The sequence below is a fragment of the Luteimonas vadosa genome, assembly GCF_039543545.1.
In the GTDB taxonomy this organism is placed as follows: Bacteria; Pseudomonadota; Gammaproteobacteria; order Xanthomonadales; family Xanthomonadaceae; genus Luteimonas; species Luteimonas vadosa.
On record NZ_BAABJY010000001.1, the window covers coordinates 1,034,250 to 1,050,966 of the forward strand.

The 16,717-nt window shown below is 70.2% G+C and carries 13 protein-coding genes; 8 read left to right on the forward strand and 5 right to left on the reverse strand.

Annotation, left to right across the window (positions count from 1 at the left end):
* Nucleotides 1–189: 189 nt before the first annotated feature.
* Nucleotides 190–2,244, reverse strand: a complete 2,055-nt coding sequence (locus tag ABD970_RS04680) for a sodium-translocating pyrophosphatase (protein WP_345294563.1) — start codon at nt 2,242–2,244, stop codon at nt 190–192.
* A gap of 184 nt (nt 2,245–2,428) precedes the next feature.
* Between ABD970_RS04680 and ABD970_RS04685 the strand changes: the two genes are divergently transcribed.
* Nucleotides 2,429–2,941, forward strand: a complete 513-nt coding sequence (locus tag ABD970_RS04685; RefSeq protein ID WP_345294325.1) for a hypothetical protein — start codon at nt 2,429–2,431, stop codon at nt 2,939–2,941.
* 153 nt (nt 2,942–3,094) lie between these two features.
* Here the strand turns inward: ABD970_RS04685 and ABD970_RS04690 are convergent, their stop codons facing one another.
* Nucleotides 3,095–4,351 (reverse strand): 6-phosphofructokinase, encoded by a 1,257-nt coding sequence (locus ABD970_RS04690; RefSeq protein WP_345294326.1) that lies wholly within the window; start codon nt 4,349–4,351, stop codon nt 3,095–3,097.
* Nucleotides 4,352–4,459: 108 nt separating this feature from the next.
* Between ABD970_RS04690 and ABD970_RS04695 the strand changes: the two genes are divergently transcribed.
* The 3 genes from ABD970_RS04695 (at nt 4,460) to ABD970_RS04705 (ending at nt 7,173) form a co-directional block, all read left to right on the forward strand.
* Nucleotides 4,460–5,038, forward strand: a complete 579-nt coding sequence (locus tag ABD970_RS04695; RefSeq protein WP_345294327.1) for an adenylate kinase — start codon at nt 4,460–4,462, stop codon at nt 5,036–5,038.
* A 124-nt stretch (nt 5,039–5,162) separates the two neighbouring features.
* The gene (mpl, locus tag ABD970_RS04700; RefSeq protein WP_345294328.1) at nt 5,163–6,527 is read left to right on the forward strand and encodes a UDP-N-acetylmuramate:L-alanyl-gamma-D-glutamyl-meso-diaminopimelate ligase; all 1,365 of its coding nucleotides are present in this window, start codon (nt 5,163–5,165) and stop codon (nt 6,525–6,527) included.
* Between the two features lie 55 nt (nt 6,528–6,582).
* Nucleotides 6,583–7,173, forward strand: coding sequence for an LON peptidase substrate-binding domain-containing protein (locus ABD970_RS04705; RefSeq protein WP_345294329.1), 591 nt, complete (start codon nt 6,583–6,585; stop codon nt 7,171–7,173).
* A gap of 31 nt (nt 7,174–7,204) precedes the next feature.
* Here ABD970_RS04705 and ABD970_RS04710 read toward each other — a convergent pair whose 3' ends face one another.
* Nucleotides 7,205–9,196 carry a bifunctional DedA family/phosphatase PAP2 family protein gene (locus ABD970_RS04710; protein WP_345294330.1) on the reverse strand — a complete coding sequence of 664 codons (1,992 nt, stop codon included), beginning with the start codon at nt 9,194–9,196 and terminating at the stop codon, nt 7,205–7,207.
* Nucleotides 9,197–9,273: 77 nt separating this feature from the next.
* Here ABD970_RS04710 and ABD970_RS04715 point away from each other — a divergent pair, with 77 nt between their 5' ends.
* The 4 genes from ABD970_RS04715 (at nt 9,274) to ABD970_RS04730 (ending at nt 14,520) form a co-directional block, all read left to right on the forward strand.
* The gene (locus ABD970_RS04715) at nt 9,274–10,071 is read left to right on the forward strand and encodes a phosphotransferase (protein WP_425563058.1); all 798 of its coding nucleotides are present in this window, start codon (nt 9,274–9,276) and stop codon (nt 10,069–10,071) included.
* A gap of 90 nt (nt 10,072–10,161) precedes the next feature.
* Nucleotides 10,162–10,983 carry an SDR family oxidoreductase gene (locus ABD970_RS04720; protein ID WP_345294332.1) on the forward strand — a complete coding sequence of 274 codons (822 nt, stop codon included), beginning with the start codon at nt 10,162–10,164 and terminating at the stop codon, nt 10,981–10,983.
* 64 nt (nt 10,984–11,047) lie between these two features.
* Entirely contained in the window at nt 11,048–12,286 is a 1,239-nt protein-coding gene (locus ABD970_RS04725) for an acetylornithine transaminase (RefSeq protein ID WP_345294333.1), read from the forward strand.
* Nucleotides 12,287–12,588: 302 nt separating this feature from the next.
* A complete protein-coding gene (locus tag ABD970_RS04730) occupies nt 12,589–14,520 on the forward strand; it encodes an OPT family oligopeptide transporter (RefSeq protein WP_345294334.1) in 1,932 nt (643 codons plus the stop codon).
* A gap of 147 nt (nt 14,521–14,667) precedes the next feature.
* Here the strand turns inward: ABD970_RS04730 and ABD970_RS04735 are convergent, their stop codons facing one another.
* Both ABD970_RS04735 and ABD970_RS04740 read right to left on the reverse strand, forming a co-directional pair.
* On the reverse strand, nt 14,668–15,792 hold the full coding sequence (locus ABD970_RS04735; protein ID WP_345294335.1) for a trans-sulfuration enzyme family protein: 1,125 nt from the start codon (nt 15,790–15,792) through the stop codon (nt 14,668–14,670).
* Between the two features lie 67 nt (nt 15,793–15,859).
* Nucleotides 15,860–16,714: an ion transporter gene (locus ABD970_RS04740; protein ID WP_345294336.1), complete on the reverse strand. Its 855-nt coding sequence runs from the start codon at nt 16,712–16,714 to the stop codon at nt 15,860–15,862.
* Between the last annotated feature and the right edge of the window lie 3 nt (nt 16,715–16,717).

A 16,717-nucleotide genomic window follows, 5' to 3' on the forward strand; every position in this document is an offset into this window, starting at 1 on the left:
GGGGTGAACAAAGTGTTTTTCGGGGTCGTGGGCCGCGGCCCGGCCGGAGCCGGAGGGCCGCCAAGGCGCGGGCGCGGCTCCGTCCCCAGGGTGCGGCGGGACCCGCGACGAACCGTCCCGAAGCAAGGCCCAAACGAAATCGCCCCGCGGCAAGCGGGGCGATTTCATGAAGCGACATCGAACGTCCTGTCAGAGCAACGGCACCAGCAGCAGGGCGACGATGTTGATGATCTTGATCAGCGGGTTGATCGCGGGCCCGGCGGTGTCCTTGTAGGGATCGCCGACGGTGTCGCCGGTCACCGCGGCCTTGTGGGCCTCGGAGCCCTTGCCGCCGCAGTGTCCGTCCTCGATGTACTTCTTGGCGTTGTCCCAGGCGCCGCCGCCGGTGGTCATCGAGATCGCCACGAAAAGACCGGTGACGATGGTGCCGATCAGCAGGCCGCCCAGGGCCTTGGGCCCCAGCAGCAGGCCGACCACGATCGGCACCGCGACCGGCAGCAGAGACGGCACGATCATTTCCTTGATCGCCGACTTGGTCAGCATGTCGACCGCGCGCGAGTAGTCCGGCTTGGCCGTGCCCTGCATGATCCCCGGGATCTCGCGGAACTGGCGGCGCACTTCCTCCACCACCGCGCCGGCGGCGCGTCCCACGGCTTCCATCGCCATCGCGCCGAACAGGTAGGGGATCAGGCCGCCGATCAGCAGGCCGATGATCACCATGTGGTCGGACAGGTCGAAGGTGGCGGGGACGTAGGCCACGCCGGACGCCAGCGCCTTCGCCGCGCCGACGGTGTCGAGGTTGTGGGTGTAGTCGGCGAACAGCACCAGCGCCGCCAGTGCGGCCGAACCGATCGCGTAGCCCTTGGTCACCGCCTTGGTGGTGTTGCCGACCGCATCGAGCGGATCGGTGATGTCGCGGATCTCCGAGGGTAGCTCGGCCATCTCGGCGATGCCGCCGGCGTTATCGGTGATCGGGCCGTAGGCGTCCAGCGCCACGATCATGCCGGCCATCGACAGCATCGCGGTCGCGGCGGTGGCGATGCCGTACAGGCCGCCCATCTCGAAGCAGCCCCAGATCGCGGCGCAGACCGCGATCACCGGCAGCGCGGTGGACTTCATCGACACGCCCAGGCCGGCGATGATGTTGGTGCCGTGGCCGGTGGTCGACGCCTGGGCCACGTGCTGCACCGGCTTGAACTGGGTGCCGGTGTAGTACTCGGTGATCCATACGATCGCGCCGGTCAGCACCAGCCCGACCAGGGCGCAGCCGTAGAGCGCCATCGGTCCGTAGACGTTGTCGGCCATCAGCTCGGTGGTGATCGGGTAGAACAGCACCGCCGAGAGCACGGCCGAGACGATCACGCCCTTGTACAGCGCGCCCATGATCGAGCCGCCGGTCTTCACCTTGACGAAGAAGGCACCCACAATCGAGGCCAGGATCGAGGCGCCGCCGAGCACCAGCGGGTACAGCGCGCCGTTCTCGCCGACGTCGCCGGCCATCAGCACGCCCAGCAGCATGGTGGCGATCACCGTGACCGCGTAGGTCTCGAACAGGTCGGCGGCCATGCCGGCGCAGTCGCCGACGTTGTCGCCGACGTTGTCGGCGATCACCGCCGGGTTGCGCGGGTCGTCCTCGGGGATGCCGGCTTCGACCTTGCCCACCAGGTCGGCGCCGACATCGGCGCCCTTGGTGAAGATGCCGCCGCCCAGGCGCGCGAAGATCGAGATCAGGGAGCTGCCGAAGGCCAGGCCGACCAGCGCATGCAGCGCGTCCTCGCCGACGATGCCCATGTGGCCCAGCACCACGTAGTAGCCGGCGACGCCGAGCAGGCCGAGGCCCACCACCAGCATGCCGGTGATGGCGCCGCCGCGGAAGGCGACGTCCATCGCCGGGCCGATTCCGCGCCGCGCCGCTTCGGCAGTGCGGACGTTGGCGCGTACCGAGACGTTCATGCCGATGTAGCCGGCCGCGCCCGAGAGCACCGCGCCGACCAGGAAGCCGATCGCCGTGGGCCAGGTCAGGAACAGGCCGATCAGTACGAACAGCACCACGCCGACGACCGAAATGGTGGTGTATTGCCGGTTGAGGTAGGCGCGCGCGCCTTCCTGGATGGCGCCTGCGATCTCCTGCATGCGTTCGTTGCCTGCGGGCTGGCGGTTGATCCAGCCTGCCGAGATCATCCCGTAAAGGATGGCGACGGCAGCGCATCCCAGCGCCAGCCACAAACCATAGTCGTGCAACATGAAATCTCCCCAGATCGACATGAATAAACCGGGCGACTATCGCACAGGCCCGGCGCAGGGGGTACCCGGGGCCCGGCGGGGGCCCCGGGATGCGTGCCACGGCCGCGGCCCGGGCCGTGGAGGGGCAGTTCAGCCCGCCCATGCGAGGCTGGCCGCCGATTCCATTGCGTCAGGAGTGCCCCCCATGCGACTTTCCCTACTGGCCGCCGCGGCAGCGCTCGTTGCCGGGCCGGTGCTGGCAGCCGACCCGAAGCCCGAGATCAGCCGACCGGCCGCGACGCCGCAGGCCGTCGGCGCCGCCCACACCCTGCGCCAGATCCCGGAAGCCTGTGCGCGCCTCGAGGGCATGTTCACCGGCCAGGCGGCGGAACCGTACAAGTTCGCGGTGGTGCGCACCAGCGCCAGCTGCCAGGCGCGTGCGCGCTTCGTGGACGCCGCCAAGGCGAAGCCGTCGCCGGCGTCGGGCTGGAAGCTCAACGACCTGATCCGCGTCCCGAACGCCGGGTGCCCCTCGCAGGAGGCCGTGGTGCGCGTGTGGCGGAAGCCCACCGGGAACGCCCCGCCCAAACTCGATGCCCAGGGCAGGTCGCGGATCTATCTGCAGGAGTCCAAGGAAGCCGCGGCGGCGGGCAAGCTGGCAGCCATCCCGATGTTCGCCGCCGAGATGGGCGTCGCGGGCAAGGCCTGCACGTCCTAGGCGCAGTTTGCAGCCACGGCTAGCGTGGCCGAAGGCCGCGCGGGACCCGCCCGCAGCGGGCCCACCTAAGGGTCGTGCCACGGACACCAGCAGCATCGGGGAGCGCCGGGCGCGAGCGCAGCGAGTCGCCCCACAGGCCCGTGCCGCGACGGCTCAGCCCTTCCAGGGCTCCAGCCGCTGGCGCAGGACCTCGTTGCGCAGCGTCACGTACCGGGGCAGTCCGTCCTTGCCGTACGGCGGATACGCCTCGCCACGGATCAGCGGTTCCAGGTAGGCGCGCGCCTTGGCGGTGATGCCGTAGCCGTCCCGGCGGATGAAGGCGGCAGGCATCGTCTTCTCGCGGTTGGCGATCTTTTCCAGCGGCGCCGGTTCGATCTTCCAGCGGTAGGGTGCGTCGGAGGTACGGACGATCACCGGCATGGTCGCGTTGCGACCGTCCAGGGCGAACCGCACCGCCGCCTTGCCAACCGCGAGGGCGTGGTCCAGGTCGGTTTGCGATGCGATGTGGCGGGCGGACCGCTGCAGGTAATCGGGCAGGGTCCAGTGCACTTTCATGCCAAGCGCGTCCTTGACCCGACCGGCGAGGTGGGAGGCAACGCCGCCCAGCTGGGTATGCCCGAACGAGTCCTTGCCGCCGCCGGCATCGGCGACGAAGCGGCCATCGGCGGTCCGGATGCCTTCGCTGGCGACCACGACGCAATGACCGACCCGTGCGACGGTCTTCTCGACCCGGGCGAGGAAGTCGGCCTCGTCGTACGTTCTCTCGGGGAACAGGATCAGGTGGGGTGCCTGGTCGCCACCCTCGCCCGCCAGGCCGGCAGCCGCCGCCAGCCAGCCGGCATGGCGCCCCATGGCCTCGTAGACGAACACCTTGGTCGAGGTTTCGGCCATGGCCGCGACGTCCAGGGCGGCTTCGCGCACCGAGATCGCCGTGTACTTGGCGGCCGAGCCGAATCCCGGGCAGCAGTCCGTCACCGCCAGGTCGTTGTCGACCGTCTTCGGCACGCCGATGCAGGTCAGCGGATAGTCGAACTCCCTGGCCAGTTGCGACACCTTGTGCGCGGTGTCGGCCGAGTCGTTGCCGCCGTTGTAGAGGAAGTACCGGACGTCGTGCGCCCGCAGCACGTCCAGCAGGCGCTCGTACCTGGCGCGGTCGTCCTCGAGCGACTTGAGCTTGTAGCGGCAGGTGCCGAACGCGCCGCCGGGGGTGTGCGCCAGGGCGCGGATGGCGGCGGCGGATTCCTTGGAGGTGTCCACCAGCTCTTCGCGCAGGGCGCCCAGGATGCCGTTGCGCGCGGCCAGCACCTTGACCTTGCGCGCGCGCGCCTCGGCGACCACCGCCGATGCCGTGGCATTGATGACGGCGGTGACGCCGCCGCTTTGCGCGTAGAGCAGGGTTCCGGCGGCCATGTCTGTCTCGGGACGAAGTGGGATTGAGGTAAGCTGGCGCGGTCCACGCCGCGCGACGGGGAGTGTAACGTCCCGCGGCGACACGTATTTTCAGGTTTGGAGCAGAGCATGCGACTGGTACTCCTGGGTGCGCCCGGGTCCGGCAAGGGCACGCAGGCGGGTCGTTTGAAGACCCACCTGCAGGTGCCCCACATTTCCACCGGCGACCTCCTGCGGGCCGAAGTCGCCGCGGGCAGCAAGCTGGGACTCCAGGCCAAAGAAGTGATGGCGCGCGGCGACCTGGTCTCCGACGACATCCTGCTGGGGATGCTGGAGGCGCGCTTCTCGCAGCCCGACACCGACAACGGCTTCATCCTCGACGGCTACCCGCGCAACCTCGCCCAGGCCGCCGCGCTGGACGAGCTGCTGGTGCGCATCGGCCAGCCCATGGACATCGCCCTGCAGCTGGAGGTCGACAACGAGCTGCTGATTGAGCGCCTCGCCGGCCGCGCCCGCGAAGAGGGGCGTGCCGACGACAATCCCGAATCGGTGCGCAAGCGCCTGTGCATCTACGACGAGCAGACCGAGCCGGTGATCGACTTCTACCGCCAGCACGGCCAGCTGGTCGTGGTCGATGGCGTTGGCACCCTGGATGCGGTGTTCGAGCGCATCCTGGAGGCGATCGCGCCGGTGCGGGAGCTGGGCTGAGGCGAGGCGCGCGGCGGTGCCGCGCAAGCGGGCTTTCCTCACCCCCCGCAAGCGGGGAGGTGAGTTGGTGCCATGCGGGAGATCCTTCGTTAGGCTGTATCGGCTCTTTTAGGAACATCTCGTCTTGAAGATCCATATTCTCGGGATTGCCGGCACCTTCATGGGCGGGGTCGCGGCATTGGCGCGCGAACTCGGCCATGCCGTCGAGGGCACCGACCAGGCGATCTATCCGCCGATGTCGACGCAACTGGAAACGCTCGGCATTTCGCTCAGGCAGGGCTACCTGCCGGAACACATCGACGCCGGCTGCGACGAGGTTGTCGTCGGCAACGCCCTGTCCCGCGGCAATCCCGCCGTGGAGCACGTGCTCGACCACGGGCTGCGTTACATCTCCGGCGCGCAATGGCTGTCCGAGCGCGTACTGCCCGGGCGTGACGTGCTCGCCGTCGCCGGGACCCATGGCAAGACCACCACCACGACGATCCTCGCCTACCTGTTGCAGGCAGCCGGGCGCGAGCCGGGCTTCCTGGTCGGCGGCGTGGCCGAGGACTTCGGGGTGTCCGCGCGCATCGGGCAGGGCCGGGAATTCGTGGTCGAGGCCGACGAATACGACACCGCGTTCTTCGACAAGCGCAGCAAGTTCGTCCATTACCGCCCGCTGGTGGCGATCCTCAACAACCTCGAGTTCGACCACGCCGACATCTTCCCCGACGTGGCCGCGATCCAGCGCCAGTTCCACCACCTAGTGCGCACGGTGCCCGGGCGCGGGCGCCTGGTCGTCAACGGGCACGACGCCCGCATCGCCGAGGTGCTGGCCATGGGCTGCTGGACGCCGGTGGAGCGCTTCGGCTTCGATGCCGGCTTCGAATGGAGCGCGCGGCTGGAGCGGCCCGATGGCAGCGCGTTCTCGGTATCGCATCGCGGGGACGAGGTGGCGCGCGTCGAATGGCCCCTGCTCGGCGACCACAACGTGCTCAACGCGCTCGCCGCGCTGGCGGCCTGCGCCGCGGTCGAGGTGGATGTCGCCAGCGTCGCGCCCGCGCTGTCGGCGTTCCGCAGCGTCAAGCGGCGGATGGAACGACTGGGGGAGGGCGGTGGCGTCACGGTCTACGACGACTTCGCCCACCATCCCACGGCGATCGCGACGACCCTCGCCGGGCTGCGTGCGAAGGTCGGCGCCGCCAGGATCCTGGTCGCGATGGAGCCGCGGAGCGCCTCGATGCGTTCGGGCGCGCACGCCGCGGCGCTGGCGCCATCGCTGGCCGGCGCCGATGCCGTGGTCTTCCTGCATCGGCCCGAGTTGGCCTGGGATGCCGGCGAGGTCGTCGCGTCGCTGGACTGCGATGCCGGCACCGTTCCGGATGTCGACGCGCTGGTCGCCGTCCTTCGCGGCAAGGTCCGCGACGGCGACCATGTCGTGTTCATGTCCAATGGAGGATTCGATGACGCGCCCCGGCGCTTCCTCGCGGCGATACAGGCCGCCGACTGAGCCGGGCCGCCTCTGGCCTACCCATTGCACACGGTCCCGACGCTAGCATTCGCGCATGCCTGACACGCACTCCCTCGCCCTGTTCCCGTTGCAGACCGTGCTGATGCCCGGTTCCACCCTCGGCCTGCGCATCTTCGAGCCGCGTTACCTCGACCTGGTGCGCGACTGCGGCCGCAACGGCGACGGCTTCGGCATCTGCCTGGTGCTCGAGGGCAACGAAACCGGTGCGCCCGCGGTGCCGGTGGCCTTCGGCACGGAGGCACGGATCGAGGACTTCGGGACCAGCGACGACGGCCTGCTGACCCTGCGCGTGCGCGGTACGCGCCGTTTCCGGGTGCTGCGGACGCGCGTCCGCGACAATGGCCTGCTGGTCGGCGACGTCGAGTGGCGCGCCGACGACGCGGTGCTGCCGGTGCAGCCGCAACACGCATTGCTCGCCACCTTGCTGCAGCGGATCGTCGACAAGACCGGCACGTCGGAGCTGGGCATCGACGAGGAATGCTACGACGACACCGCCTGGGTCGGCTGGCGGCTGGCCGAGATCCTGCCGCTGTCCGACCACCAGCGCCAGGCGTTGCTGCAGGAGGACGATCCCCTGCAGCGCATGGAGCAGTTGCTCGGCCTGATCGGCTCGGACGCGATCTGAGGCGGCGGCCGGGCGGACGTTGCGCCGTGCGCTAGTCGTTGCGGGGGCCCGTCCGCAGGCGAAGTACCGGCGTGCCCGAGCCCGGATGCAGGCCCTCCTCGACGTCGAACCCGTCCATGGCGGCGCGAAGGTCGACATAGGCCTCCCGCGAACGCACGCCCGGCTGCCACAACCCGAACACGCCGAACGGGCGCGCATGCACCAGGGTCTGGGTGGCACCGATCCAAAGCGGCGTTCCATCGGCGAATTGCCGCGGCGCCGCCCAGAGGCGGAGCACGTGGAGGCGGCCATCCGGCAGCGGGCGACGCAGCAGCAGGCTTTCGGCGCTGGCATCGAGCGTGGCGGGCAACACGGGTTGGCGCGCGGGCGGCGCACCGTCGTCGAGCAGCCCGATCGTGTCCCGCCAGCCGGCCTGCGGCTGGACCCGCCAGCCCTGCGCCTGCAGCCGCTCGCGCAGCGGCGCCAGCGGACCGGCCACCTGCACGTCCAGCGGCCAGCGCCGGCTGTCGGCGCGCTCGTTGCGTTGCGCGGGCAGGGCGGCCCAGTCGTGCGTCCACCAGCGTGCGCGGTCGAGGTCCGCGACCGGTGCCGGCGGTTCGAAGCGCGACAGCATGGAGTCGATCGCCCTTGGCGCATGCCAGCCGGCCGCGGCGAGGAAGCTGCCGTAGAAGAGCGCGGCCAACGGCCGCATCCACATCGAACGCGCGACATGGCGCCGGTAGGCGATTCCCAGCAGCAGCAGCCACACGATCCCGAGCAGCATCCCGCCGACGATGTCGCTCAGCCAGTGCGCTCCCAGGTACAGGCGGGCGAACCCGAGCAGCGCGACCACGGCGCCCGACACCAGGTAAGGCCAGACCCGCTGCCGCCCCGGGAACTCGCGCGCGATCAGCACCGCGAAGAAACCGAAGGTGATCGTGGTCATGGTGACCGCCACCGACGGGAACCCGAAGCCGCCGGTGACCTGCGGTGGACGTGGCATGTCGATCGCCACGCCGAGCGCCGCGGTCAAGGCCAGGCCGAAGGCGAGGGCGGCGATCCAGTGGGCGGCAGCGATCCAGCGCCGCCGCAGCAGCAGCCACGACAGGGCCAGGCCAGCGGCCGGAACCAGCACCTGGGGATCCCCGATCGTGGCCAGGGCCGCCATCAGCCGGTCGGCCAGCGGGTTGCGCAGGGCGTACATCGCCTCGTGCACCTGCTGGTCCAGCAGCAGCGGCTCGCCGCGGGCCAGCACCGTCGCCAGCAACGCGAACCACGCCCAACCGATGGCGAGCAGGCACACGGCCAGGATCGCCAGCGACGCCGATTCGGGGCGGTTCGGATCGATCAGCGCCGCGGCGTAGCGGCCCAGGCGCGGATGCGCATGGGTCCACTTCAGGGCCCGCGCCAGCAGCGAGTCGGCGTGCCCCGCGAACCAACGGTAGCTATAGAGCACGCTCGCCCACGCCAGGGCGACGGCGGCGGCCAGCGCGACCATGACGATGGCCAGTCGATCCGCGACCGCGGCGACTGCATCGTAGGCCTCGCCCAGCAGCCATCCGGGCAGGAGGTAGAGCGCCGCCCAGGACACCGCCGCGACCGCGCTGACCGGCACGTAGCGCTTTACCGGCATTTCCAGCATGCCGGCCACCGCGGGCACGAACGGCCGCACGGGCCCCACGTAGCGGGCGACCAGGATGCTCTTGGCCGCATTGCGCCGGAACAGTTTCTCGCCGCGCTCGAGCAGCTGCGGATAGCGCACGAACGGCCACACCGTCCGCAACCGCGGTCCCCAGCGGCGGCCGATCCAGAAGCTCATGCCGTCGCCGCAGAACGCACCCAGCGCGGCGCACACGACTGCGTAGGGACCGGAGACCTCGCCCAGTCCCACGAGCACGCCGACCGCGAAGATCAACGGCATCGCCGGGACCAGCGCACCGAGCACGATGGCGGCGTCGCAGAACGCGATGGCGAAGATCAGGGCGCCCGCCGCGACGGGGTGCGTGCCGATCCATGCCACGAGGGTGTCCAGCGATGCGCTCATCGTCCGGCATTGTAGGGTGGGCCCTTGCTCCGGGGTGGTCATGACGCGGCGCATCCCGCGGGAAGCCACTGGCCGGCATCGATGCATGGCCCGGCGCCGTCGCGTCGGCGCGCGCTTGCAGCGCCGGTCGCGGCACGCGTGCGCCGTCCCGGTGCCCGAGGGCACGGGGGGACAGCGCACGAGGCGCTGCGCGCCCCACCTACAATAGGCGCATGCCGCATCGCGATGCCTTCGAGGTCAGTGCGCTCAAGTCCGACAGCTTCGGCCGCATCGCCCTGATGCGCGACGCCGCCGGCGAGTTCGTTCGCCGCGACCTCAGGCATGTCCCCCTGTGGTTGCGGCTGCCCGCGCGGTGGCTGGCCCGGCGCGAGGCCCATGCGCTGCGCAGGGTCGAGGGCATGGACGCCATGCCGCAGCTGCTGCAGTGGGATGGGCGACGGCTCGACCGCAGCTATCTCGATGGCGCGGCCATGTACCAGCGGCCGCCGCGTGGCGACCTGGCGTATTTCCGGCAGGCGCGGCGCCTGCTGCAATCGCTGCATCGCCGCGGCGTCGCCCACAACGACCTGGCCAAGGAGGCCAACTGGCTGGTGCTGGCGGACGGCCGTCCGGGCATCATCGACTTCCAGCTGGCCGTGCTCGGTGATCCACGTTCGCGCTGGATGCGCCTGCTTGCGCGCGAGGACCTGCGCCACCTGCTCAAGCACAAGCGCACGTATTGCCCGGAGCGGATCACGCCGGTCGAACGCCGGGTGCTCCGGCGCACGTCGTGGCTCCGGAACGCCTGGTTCGCGACCGGTAAGCCCGTGTACCGGCTGGTGACCCGGCGGATCCTCAAATGGGAGGATAATGAAGGCCAGGGTCCGAAACCTTGAGCCTGCAGCAGCGCGCCGCATTGCGACCGCATCGCATCCCGGGCCGACGCTGCTCCTGCAATGGCTTCCCGCGCTACAGGAGGAACCGCCATGAGCACGCTGACCGGAAAAACCCTCTTCATCACCGGCGCATCGCGCGGCATCGGCCGTGCCATCGCGCTGCGCGCCGCGCGCGACGGCGCCAACGTGGCGATCGTGGCCAAGTCCTCGCGCCCCAACCCCAAGCTCGAAGGCACGATCCACAGCGTCGCCGAGGAGGTCGAGGCCGCAGGCGGCAAGGGACTGGCGGTGCAGTGCGACATCCGCGAAGAGGACCAGGTGCGCGCCGCGGTCGCGGCCACGGTCGACGCCTTCGGCGGCATCGACATCCTGGTCAACAATGCCAGCGCGATCTGGCTCAAGGGCGTGCTCGACACGCCGATGAAGCGCTACGACCTGATGCAGGAGGTGAACGCCCGGGGCACCTTCCTGTGTTCCCAGGCCTGCCTGCCGCACCTGCTGCGCGCGCGCAACCCGCACATCCTTTCGCTGTCGCCGCCGCTCAACCTCAAGCCCAAGTGGTGGGGGCCGCATACCGCCTACAGCTACGCCAAGATGGGCATGAGCCTGATGGTGCTGGGCATCGCCGAGGAGTTCGGTCCGCAGGGCGTCGCGGTCAACGCGCTCTGGCCGCGCACGGTGATCGCCACCGACGCGATCCGCATGATCCCCGGCGTGGATGCCGCGCAGTGCCGCACGCCCGACATCGTCGCCGATGCCGCGCACGCCATCCTGGTCCGGCGGGCGGACAATTTCTTCGGTCATTTCCTGGTGGACGACGACGTGCTGTTCGCCGCCGGCGTGACCGATCTGTCGCACTACGCCGTGGATCCGTCCCAACCGCTGTTGCCGGACCTGTTCCTCGATCCCTGACCCCTTCCTCGCGGCGAGGTCGTTTCCCGCGCGACAATGGGTCATCGCCCTGGACGGAATCCCAATGCACGCGACCACTGCCGACCTCGTCGCCCTCGGCCGACGCCGCTACCTGCCCGTCTACCGGCCGCGCGAGGTCGTGCTCGATCGCGGCGAGGGATCCCGGGTCTGGGATCGCGATGGCCGCGACTACATCGACTTCGCGGCGGGGATCGCGGTCTGCGGGCTGGGCCACAACGATCCGGACCTGGTGGCGGCGCTGACCGCGCAGGCGGGACGGCTCTGGCACACCAGCAACGTCTTCTACAGCGAGCCGCCCCTGCGCCTGGCCGAGGAGCTGGTCCAGGCCTCGCGCTTCGCCGAGCGGGTGTTCCTCTGCAATTCGGGGGCCGAGGCCAACGAGGCCGCGATCAAGCTGGCGCGCAAATGGGCCAGCGCGCAGGGTCGCGCCCCGGACCGACGCGTCATCGTCAGCTTCCGCGGCAGTTTCCACGGCCGCACGCTCGCCGCGGTCACCGCCACCGCGCAGCCGAAATACCACGAAGGCTACGAGCCGCTGCCGCAGGGGTTCCGATACGTCGACTTCAACGACGTGGCCGCGCTCGAGTCCGCCATGGCCGGCGGCGACGTCTGCGCCGTCCTGCTGGAACCAGTGCAGGGGGAGGGCGGCGTGATGCCGGCGGCCGCCGGATACCTGCAGGCGGTGCATGCACTGTGCGACCGGCACGGCGCCCTGCTCATGCTCGACGAGATCCAGTGCGGCATGGGTCGCACGGGCACGTTGTTCGCGCACTGGCAGGACCAGGTGGTGCCGGACATCGTCACGCTGGCCAAGGCGCTGGGCGGCGGGTTCCCGATCGGCGCGATGCTGGCGGGCCCCAAGGCGGCGGAGGCGATGCAGTTCGGCGCGCACGGGACGACGTTCGGCGGCAATCCGCTCGCGGCGGCCGTGGCGCGCGTGGCGCTGCGAAAGCTTGGGTCTGCCGAAGTGGCGCGAAACGTCGAACGCCAGGCGTCGGCGCTGCGCGCCGGGATCGAGGCGATCGATCGCGACACGCGCCTGTTTTCCGGCCTGCGTGGGCGGGGCTTGATGCTGGGCGCGGTGCTGGCGCCCGGGTTCCAGGGGCGCGCAGGCGAGGTCCTCGACCAAGCCGCGCAACACGGGCTCCTCGTGTTGCAGGCCGGCGCCGACGTCGTGCGCTTCGTGCCCCCGCTTACCCTGACCGACGGGGAACTGTCGGAGGGGCTGGCGCGCCTGGGCGACGCGCTGCGCGCATTCTTGGCGGGCGCAACCGGGCGTTGAGCGCGGTTCCGACCCAAGGCCGGATCGCTCCAGGCGGGGGCGACGAGCATTGCCGACGCGTCTGGCCGGTCGACCGGTATCGCGTGTCCGGCGATGGATCCTGGTTTTCGCATCCCATGCAGGTTTCCAGCCGTGATGCCGGGACGCCGTGCGGGCGCTACGCGGGGCGAGCTGGCGCTTATATCGCCATGCCGCGAGGCCGAGATTTCATCCGGCCCTTGGCCGCCGTTCCCCGGCCGTGCCGCCTTGTGCCCGCAATCTCGGGCTGACACCATCGGGCCTTCGTCCCGCGGAGAGACCACGTGAGCCAAGCCGAAGTGCAACCGGTCCCCGCCTTCCAGCCCTACACGCCAGCCTCCGAATCCCCGGCCGAATTCACCCTCAAGGCCATCGTCCTGGGCGTGGTGTTCGGCATCCTGTTCGGCGCCGCCAATGCCTACCTCGGCCTGCGCGCTGGTCTGACCGTCAGCACCTCCATCCCGGTCGCGGTGATGACCGTGGCCATGTTCCGCCTCCTGCAGCGCTTCGGGCGCGGCGGCACGCTGCTGGAGGCGAACCTGGCGCAGACCACCGGATCGGCCTCCAGTTCGGTGGCCTCGGGGGTGATCTTCACCCTGCCGGCGCTGTTCATGTGGGGGGTGCCGCCGGACCTGTTGCAGATGGTGCTGCTGGCCCTGTGCGGTGGACTGTTGGGCGTGATGTTCATGGTGCCGCTGCGCCGGTTCCTGATCGTCCGCGAGCACGGCCGGCTGCCGTACCCGGAAGGGACGGCGTGCGCGGAAGTGCTCAAGGCCAGCCAGGGCCGGTCGACCCAGGCCAAGAACGTCTTCTACGGCATCGCCGCGGGCGCGGCATTCAAGGCGCTGACCTCATGGCTGCGCGCGATCCCGGGCGACGTCGGCGTGCAGTTGCCCTTCATCAAGAAGGCCAGCCTCGGTTTCGACCTCTCCCCGGCCTTGTTCGGCGTCGGCTACATCCTCGGCATCCGGGTTGCTTCGGTGATGGTCGGCGGCGGCCTGCTGGCAGCGCTGGTGATCATCCCGGGGCTGCATTACTGGGGTGCATCCCTCGAGCAGCCCCTGTTCCCGGAGACGCAGCTGCTGATCCGCGACATGAGCGCGAGCGAGCTGTGGAACCGGTACGTGCGCTACATCGGTGCCGGTGCGGTGGCGGCGGCGGGCATCATGACCCTGGTCCGCTCGGTGCCGATGATGCTCGAGAGCTTCAGCGTCGGCATGGGGCAGTTCCGCAAGCTCGACGCCGCGGCCGGCCAGGAGGAGACGCCGCGCACCGAACGCGACCTGCCGTTGCCGCTGCTGCTGGCCGGACTGGTCGTCGTCGCGCTGGTGATGGCCGGGGTGCCGCAGGTCTTCGGCGACCTCGGCGCGTTCAGCCATCGCCTGGTGGCGTCCGTCTGCGTGGTGCTGTTCGCGTTCTTCTTCGTGACCGTGGCCGCGCGCATCGTCGGCCTGGTCGGCGTGACGTCCAACCCGACCTCGGGCATGACCATCGCCGCGCTGCTGGGCACAGCGACCGTGTTCCTGGCGCTGGGCTGGAGCGACCTCTCGGGGAAGACCGTCGCGCTGATGGTCGGCTGCGTGGTCGCCATCGCGGCGTCCATTTCCGGAGACACCTCGCAGGACCTGAAGACGGGCTTCCTGCTCGGCGCCACGCCCCGCTCGCAGCAGATCGGGCAACTCGTGGGCGTGCTGACGTCGGCGACCTTCGTCTGCCTTTCCGTGATGCTGCTGGCCGAGACGTTCGGATTCGGGACGCAGGAACTGCCGGCGCCGCAGGCGACCTTGATGAAGCTCGTCATCGATGGCGTCATCGACCAGTCGCTGCCCTGGGGCCTGGTGGGCATCGGCGTGGGCATCGCGCTGCTGTGCGAGCTGCTGCGCATTCCCTCGCTGCCGTTCGCGGTCGGCGTCTACCTGCCGCTGTCGACGATGACGCCCATCTTCCTGGGCGGCCTGCTGCGCTGGTGGCTGGGTCGCAAGCGCGACGCGACGACGCAGGAAGCCCGCACCGAGCGCGGCGTGCTGCTGGGCTCGGGGTTCGTCGGCGGCGAGGGGCTGCTGGGCGTGGGCATCGCGGGGGCCGCCTTCTACCTGGGCCGGCGTCCGGCGGGCGTCGGAACGGACTGGGCGTCGGCACTGGCGGTCGAGCTGGTGGCCGCGGCCGCGTTCGGCGCGCTGGTGGTCTGGTTCGTGCGTCGCGTGCGTCACGGCTGAGCGGCGAACCAGTCGCGCTGGTCCGGCGGTACGCGCCCGTGACGCTGGCTCGGGAGCGCGAGTGCACCTCCGGAGCCGCCGAGGCGGCACCGGTCCGCTGCATCGCGGGCTGGATGGTGTCGGAGCGCTGTCCGTTGGCGCCTGCGGTCAGAGCCCGTCCAGCGCCTGCGAGAGGTCCTGCAGCAGGTCGTCGACATGCTCCAGCCCGACCGAGAACCGCAACAGTCCGGCGGGCGAACTCGCGTTGGCGCCTTCGACCGACGCACGGTGTTCGACCAGCGACTCGCAGCCGCCCAGCGAGGTGGCGTTGGTGAAAAGCTGCAGCGCCCCGGCCAATGCCAGCGCCGCCTCTGCGCCGTCGCGCATCTCGATGCTGAGCATGCCGCCGAAATCCGCCATCTGGCGGGCGGCGATGGCATGCCCGGCGCGTCCTGGCAGCCCGGGGTAGTGCACGCGCTCCACGGGCGCCTGCGACGCCAGGAATCCGGCGACCCGGGCCGCGTTGGCGCAATGCATCGCCATGCGCGCGGGCAGCGAGCGGCAGCCGCGCAGGGTCAGCCAGGCGGAGAACGGAGCCAGGGTGGCACCGGTGACATGCAGTCGTCGCGCCACCCGCTGCGTGAAGGCGTCGTCTCGGGCGAACACCAATGCACCGCCGAGCACGTCGCTGTGGCCGCCCAGGTACTTGGTGGTCGAGTGCATCACGACATCCGCGCCCAGGGCGAGCGGCCGCTGCAGCACCGGTGTCGCGAAGGTGTTGTCGCAGGCCAGGAGTGCGCCGTGCGCATGGGCGATGGCCGCCAGGGCCTGGATGTCGCAGACCTTGAGCAAGGGATTGGAAGGCGTTTCCAGCCACAGCAGCGCGAGCCCCGCCTGGCAGGCCGCCTGCACGGCGGCGAGGTCGCCCATGTCGAGCCGCTCGACCACGATGCCTCGGTCCGGCAGGAATTCGGCCGCCAGGATGCGCAGGCCGGTGTAGCAGTCGTCGGGGATCGCGATCCGCGACCCCGGCGGCAGGGTCTCGAGCAGGGTGGACATCGCCGCCATCCCCGATGCGAACGTCAGCGCCGTTTCGCCGCCTTCCAGTGCGGCCAGGGCCGCGCGCAGCCGGTCGTTGGTCGGGTTCCCCTCGCGCTGGTACTCGTAGCCGGCCACCCGCTCGGCGCCCGCCCCGTGGCGGAAGGTGGTGGCCAGGTGCAGCGGAGGGACGACGGCCCCGGTGGCCTCGTCCGGTTCGCCCCCGGCATGGACGGCGAGGGTTTCAAGGCGCATGGCGAAGGCTCCGGTCGGATTGGGATGGGGTCGGGGCGCGATCGGCGGACCCCGATCGCCGCGGACATCATTCGGGCAGGCCGCGGCCGCACCGCCGGCAATGCCAGGAGTCGGCCTCGTGGTCGATCAGGCCGCACTCGACGCAGCGGACCGAGCGTCGCTTCGGGCGCAGGGTGCTGGCCAGCTCCGCGGTGTAGATGCCGGTCGGCACGGCGATGATGCTGTAGCCGATCAGCACGAGGATTGAGGTCAGGAAGCGGCCGATGGGCGTGACCGGCACGATGTCGCCGTAGCCGACGGTTGCCATGGTGACGATCGCCCAGTACATGCCGATCGGGATGCTCGTGAATCCCGCGTCGGGTCCCTCGATCAGGAACATCACCGCGCCGAAGATGAGCACCACGGTCAGCACCGCGTAGATGAACACCATGATCTTGCGCCGGCTGCGCAGCAGCGAGCCGATCAGGATGCCCGCCTCGCTGGAGTATTCGACCAGCTTGAGGATGCGGAACACCCGCAGCACACGCAGCACGCGCACGATCAGCAGGTACTGGCTGCCGACGAACAGCAGCGACAGGTAGGTCGGCAGGATCGAGAGCAGGTCGATGATGCCGAAGAAGCTCTTCGCGTAGCGCAACGGCTGCCGCACCAGGTACATGCGCATTGCGTATTCCGCGGTGAACAGCAGGGTAAAGCCCCACTCGATGACGTAGAACAGGGAGGCGTAGGAAGCGTGCAGCCCCGGTTCGCTGTCCAGGATCACCACGGTCACGCTGAGCAGGATCGCGACGATCAGCGCCAGGTCGAAGGTCTTCGACGGCCCCTGTTCGTGGTGGAAGATGATGTTGAACCAGCGCGCCTGCCAGCCGTCGTGCTTGCGCGGCAGGTAGTCGGGTTCCAGGAACTTGGAGCTGGAGGACATTGG

Excerpts from the sequence above, each read along its gene's own strand:
- ABD970_RS04740 (WP_345294336.1), bottom strand. The coding sequence starts at position 16,714 with ATGTCCTCCAGCTCCAAGTTCCTGGAACCCGACTACCTGCCGCGCAAG.
- ABD970_RS04680 (WP_345294563.1), bottom strand. The coding sequence starts at position 2,244 with ATGTTGCACGACTATGGTTTGTGGCTGGCGCTGGGATGCGCTGCCGTC.
- ABD970_RS04710 (WP_345294330.1), bottom strand. The coding sequence starts at position 9,196 with ATGAGCGCATCGCTGGACACCCTCGTGGCATGGATCGGCACGCACCCC.
- ABD970_RS04705 (WP_345294329.1), top strand. The coding sequence starts at position 6,583 with ATGCCTGACACGCACTCCCTCGCCCTGTTCCCGTTGCAGACCGTGCTG.
- ABD970_RS04735 (WP_345294335.1), bottom strand. The coding sequence starts at position 15,792 with ATGCGCCTTGAAACCCTCGCCGTCCATGCCGGGGGCGAACCGGACGAG.
- ABD970_RS04725 (WP_345294333.1), top strand. The coding sequence starts at position 11,048 with ATGCACGCGACCACTGCCGACCTCGTCGCCCTCGGCCGACGCCGCTAC.
- ABD970_RS04685 (WP_345294325.1), top strand. The coding sequence starts at position 2,429 with ATGCGACTTTCCCTACTGGCCGCCGCGGCAGCGCTCGTTGCCGGGCCG.
- ABD970_RS04690 (WP_345294326.1), bottom strand. The coding sequence starts at position 4,351 with ATGGCCGCCGGAACCCTGCTCTACGCGCAAAGCGGCGGCGTCACCGCC.
- ABD970_RS04720 (WP_345294332.1), top strand. The coding sequence starts at position 10,162 with ATGAGCACGCTGACCGGAAAAACCCTCTTCATCACCGGCGCATCGCGC.
- ABD970_RS04695 (WP_345294327.1), top strand. The coding sequence starts at position 4,460 with ATGCGACTGGTACTCCTGGGTGCGCCCGGGTCCGGCAAGGGCACGCAG.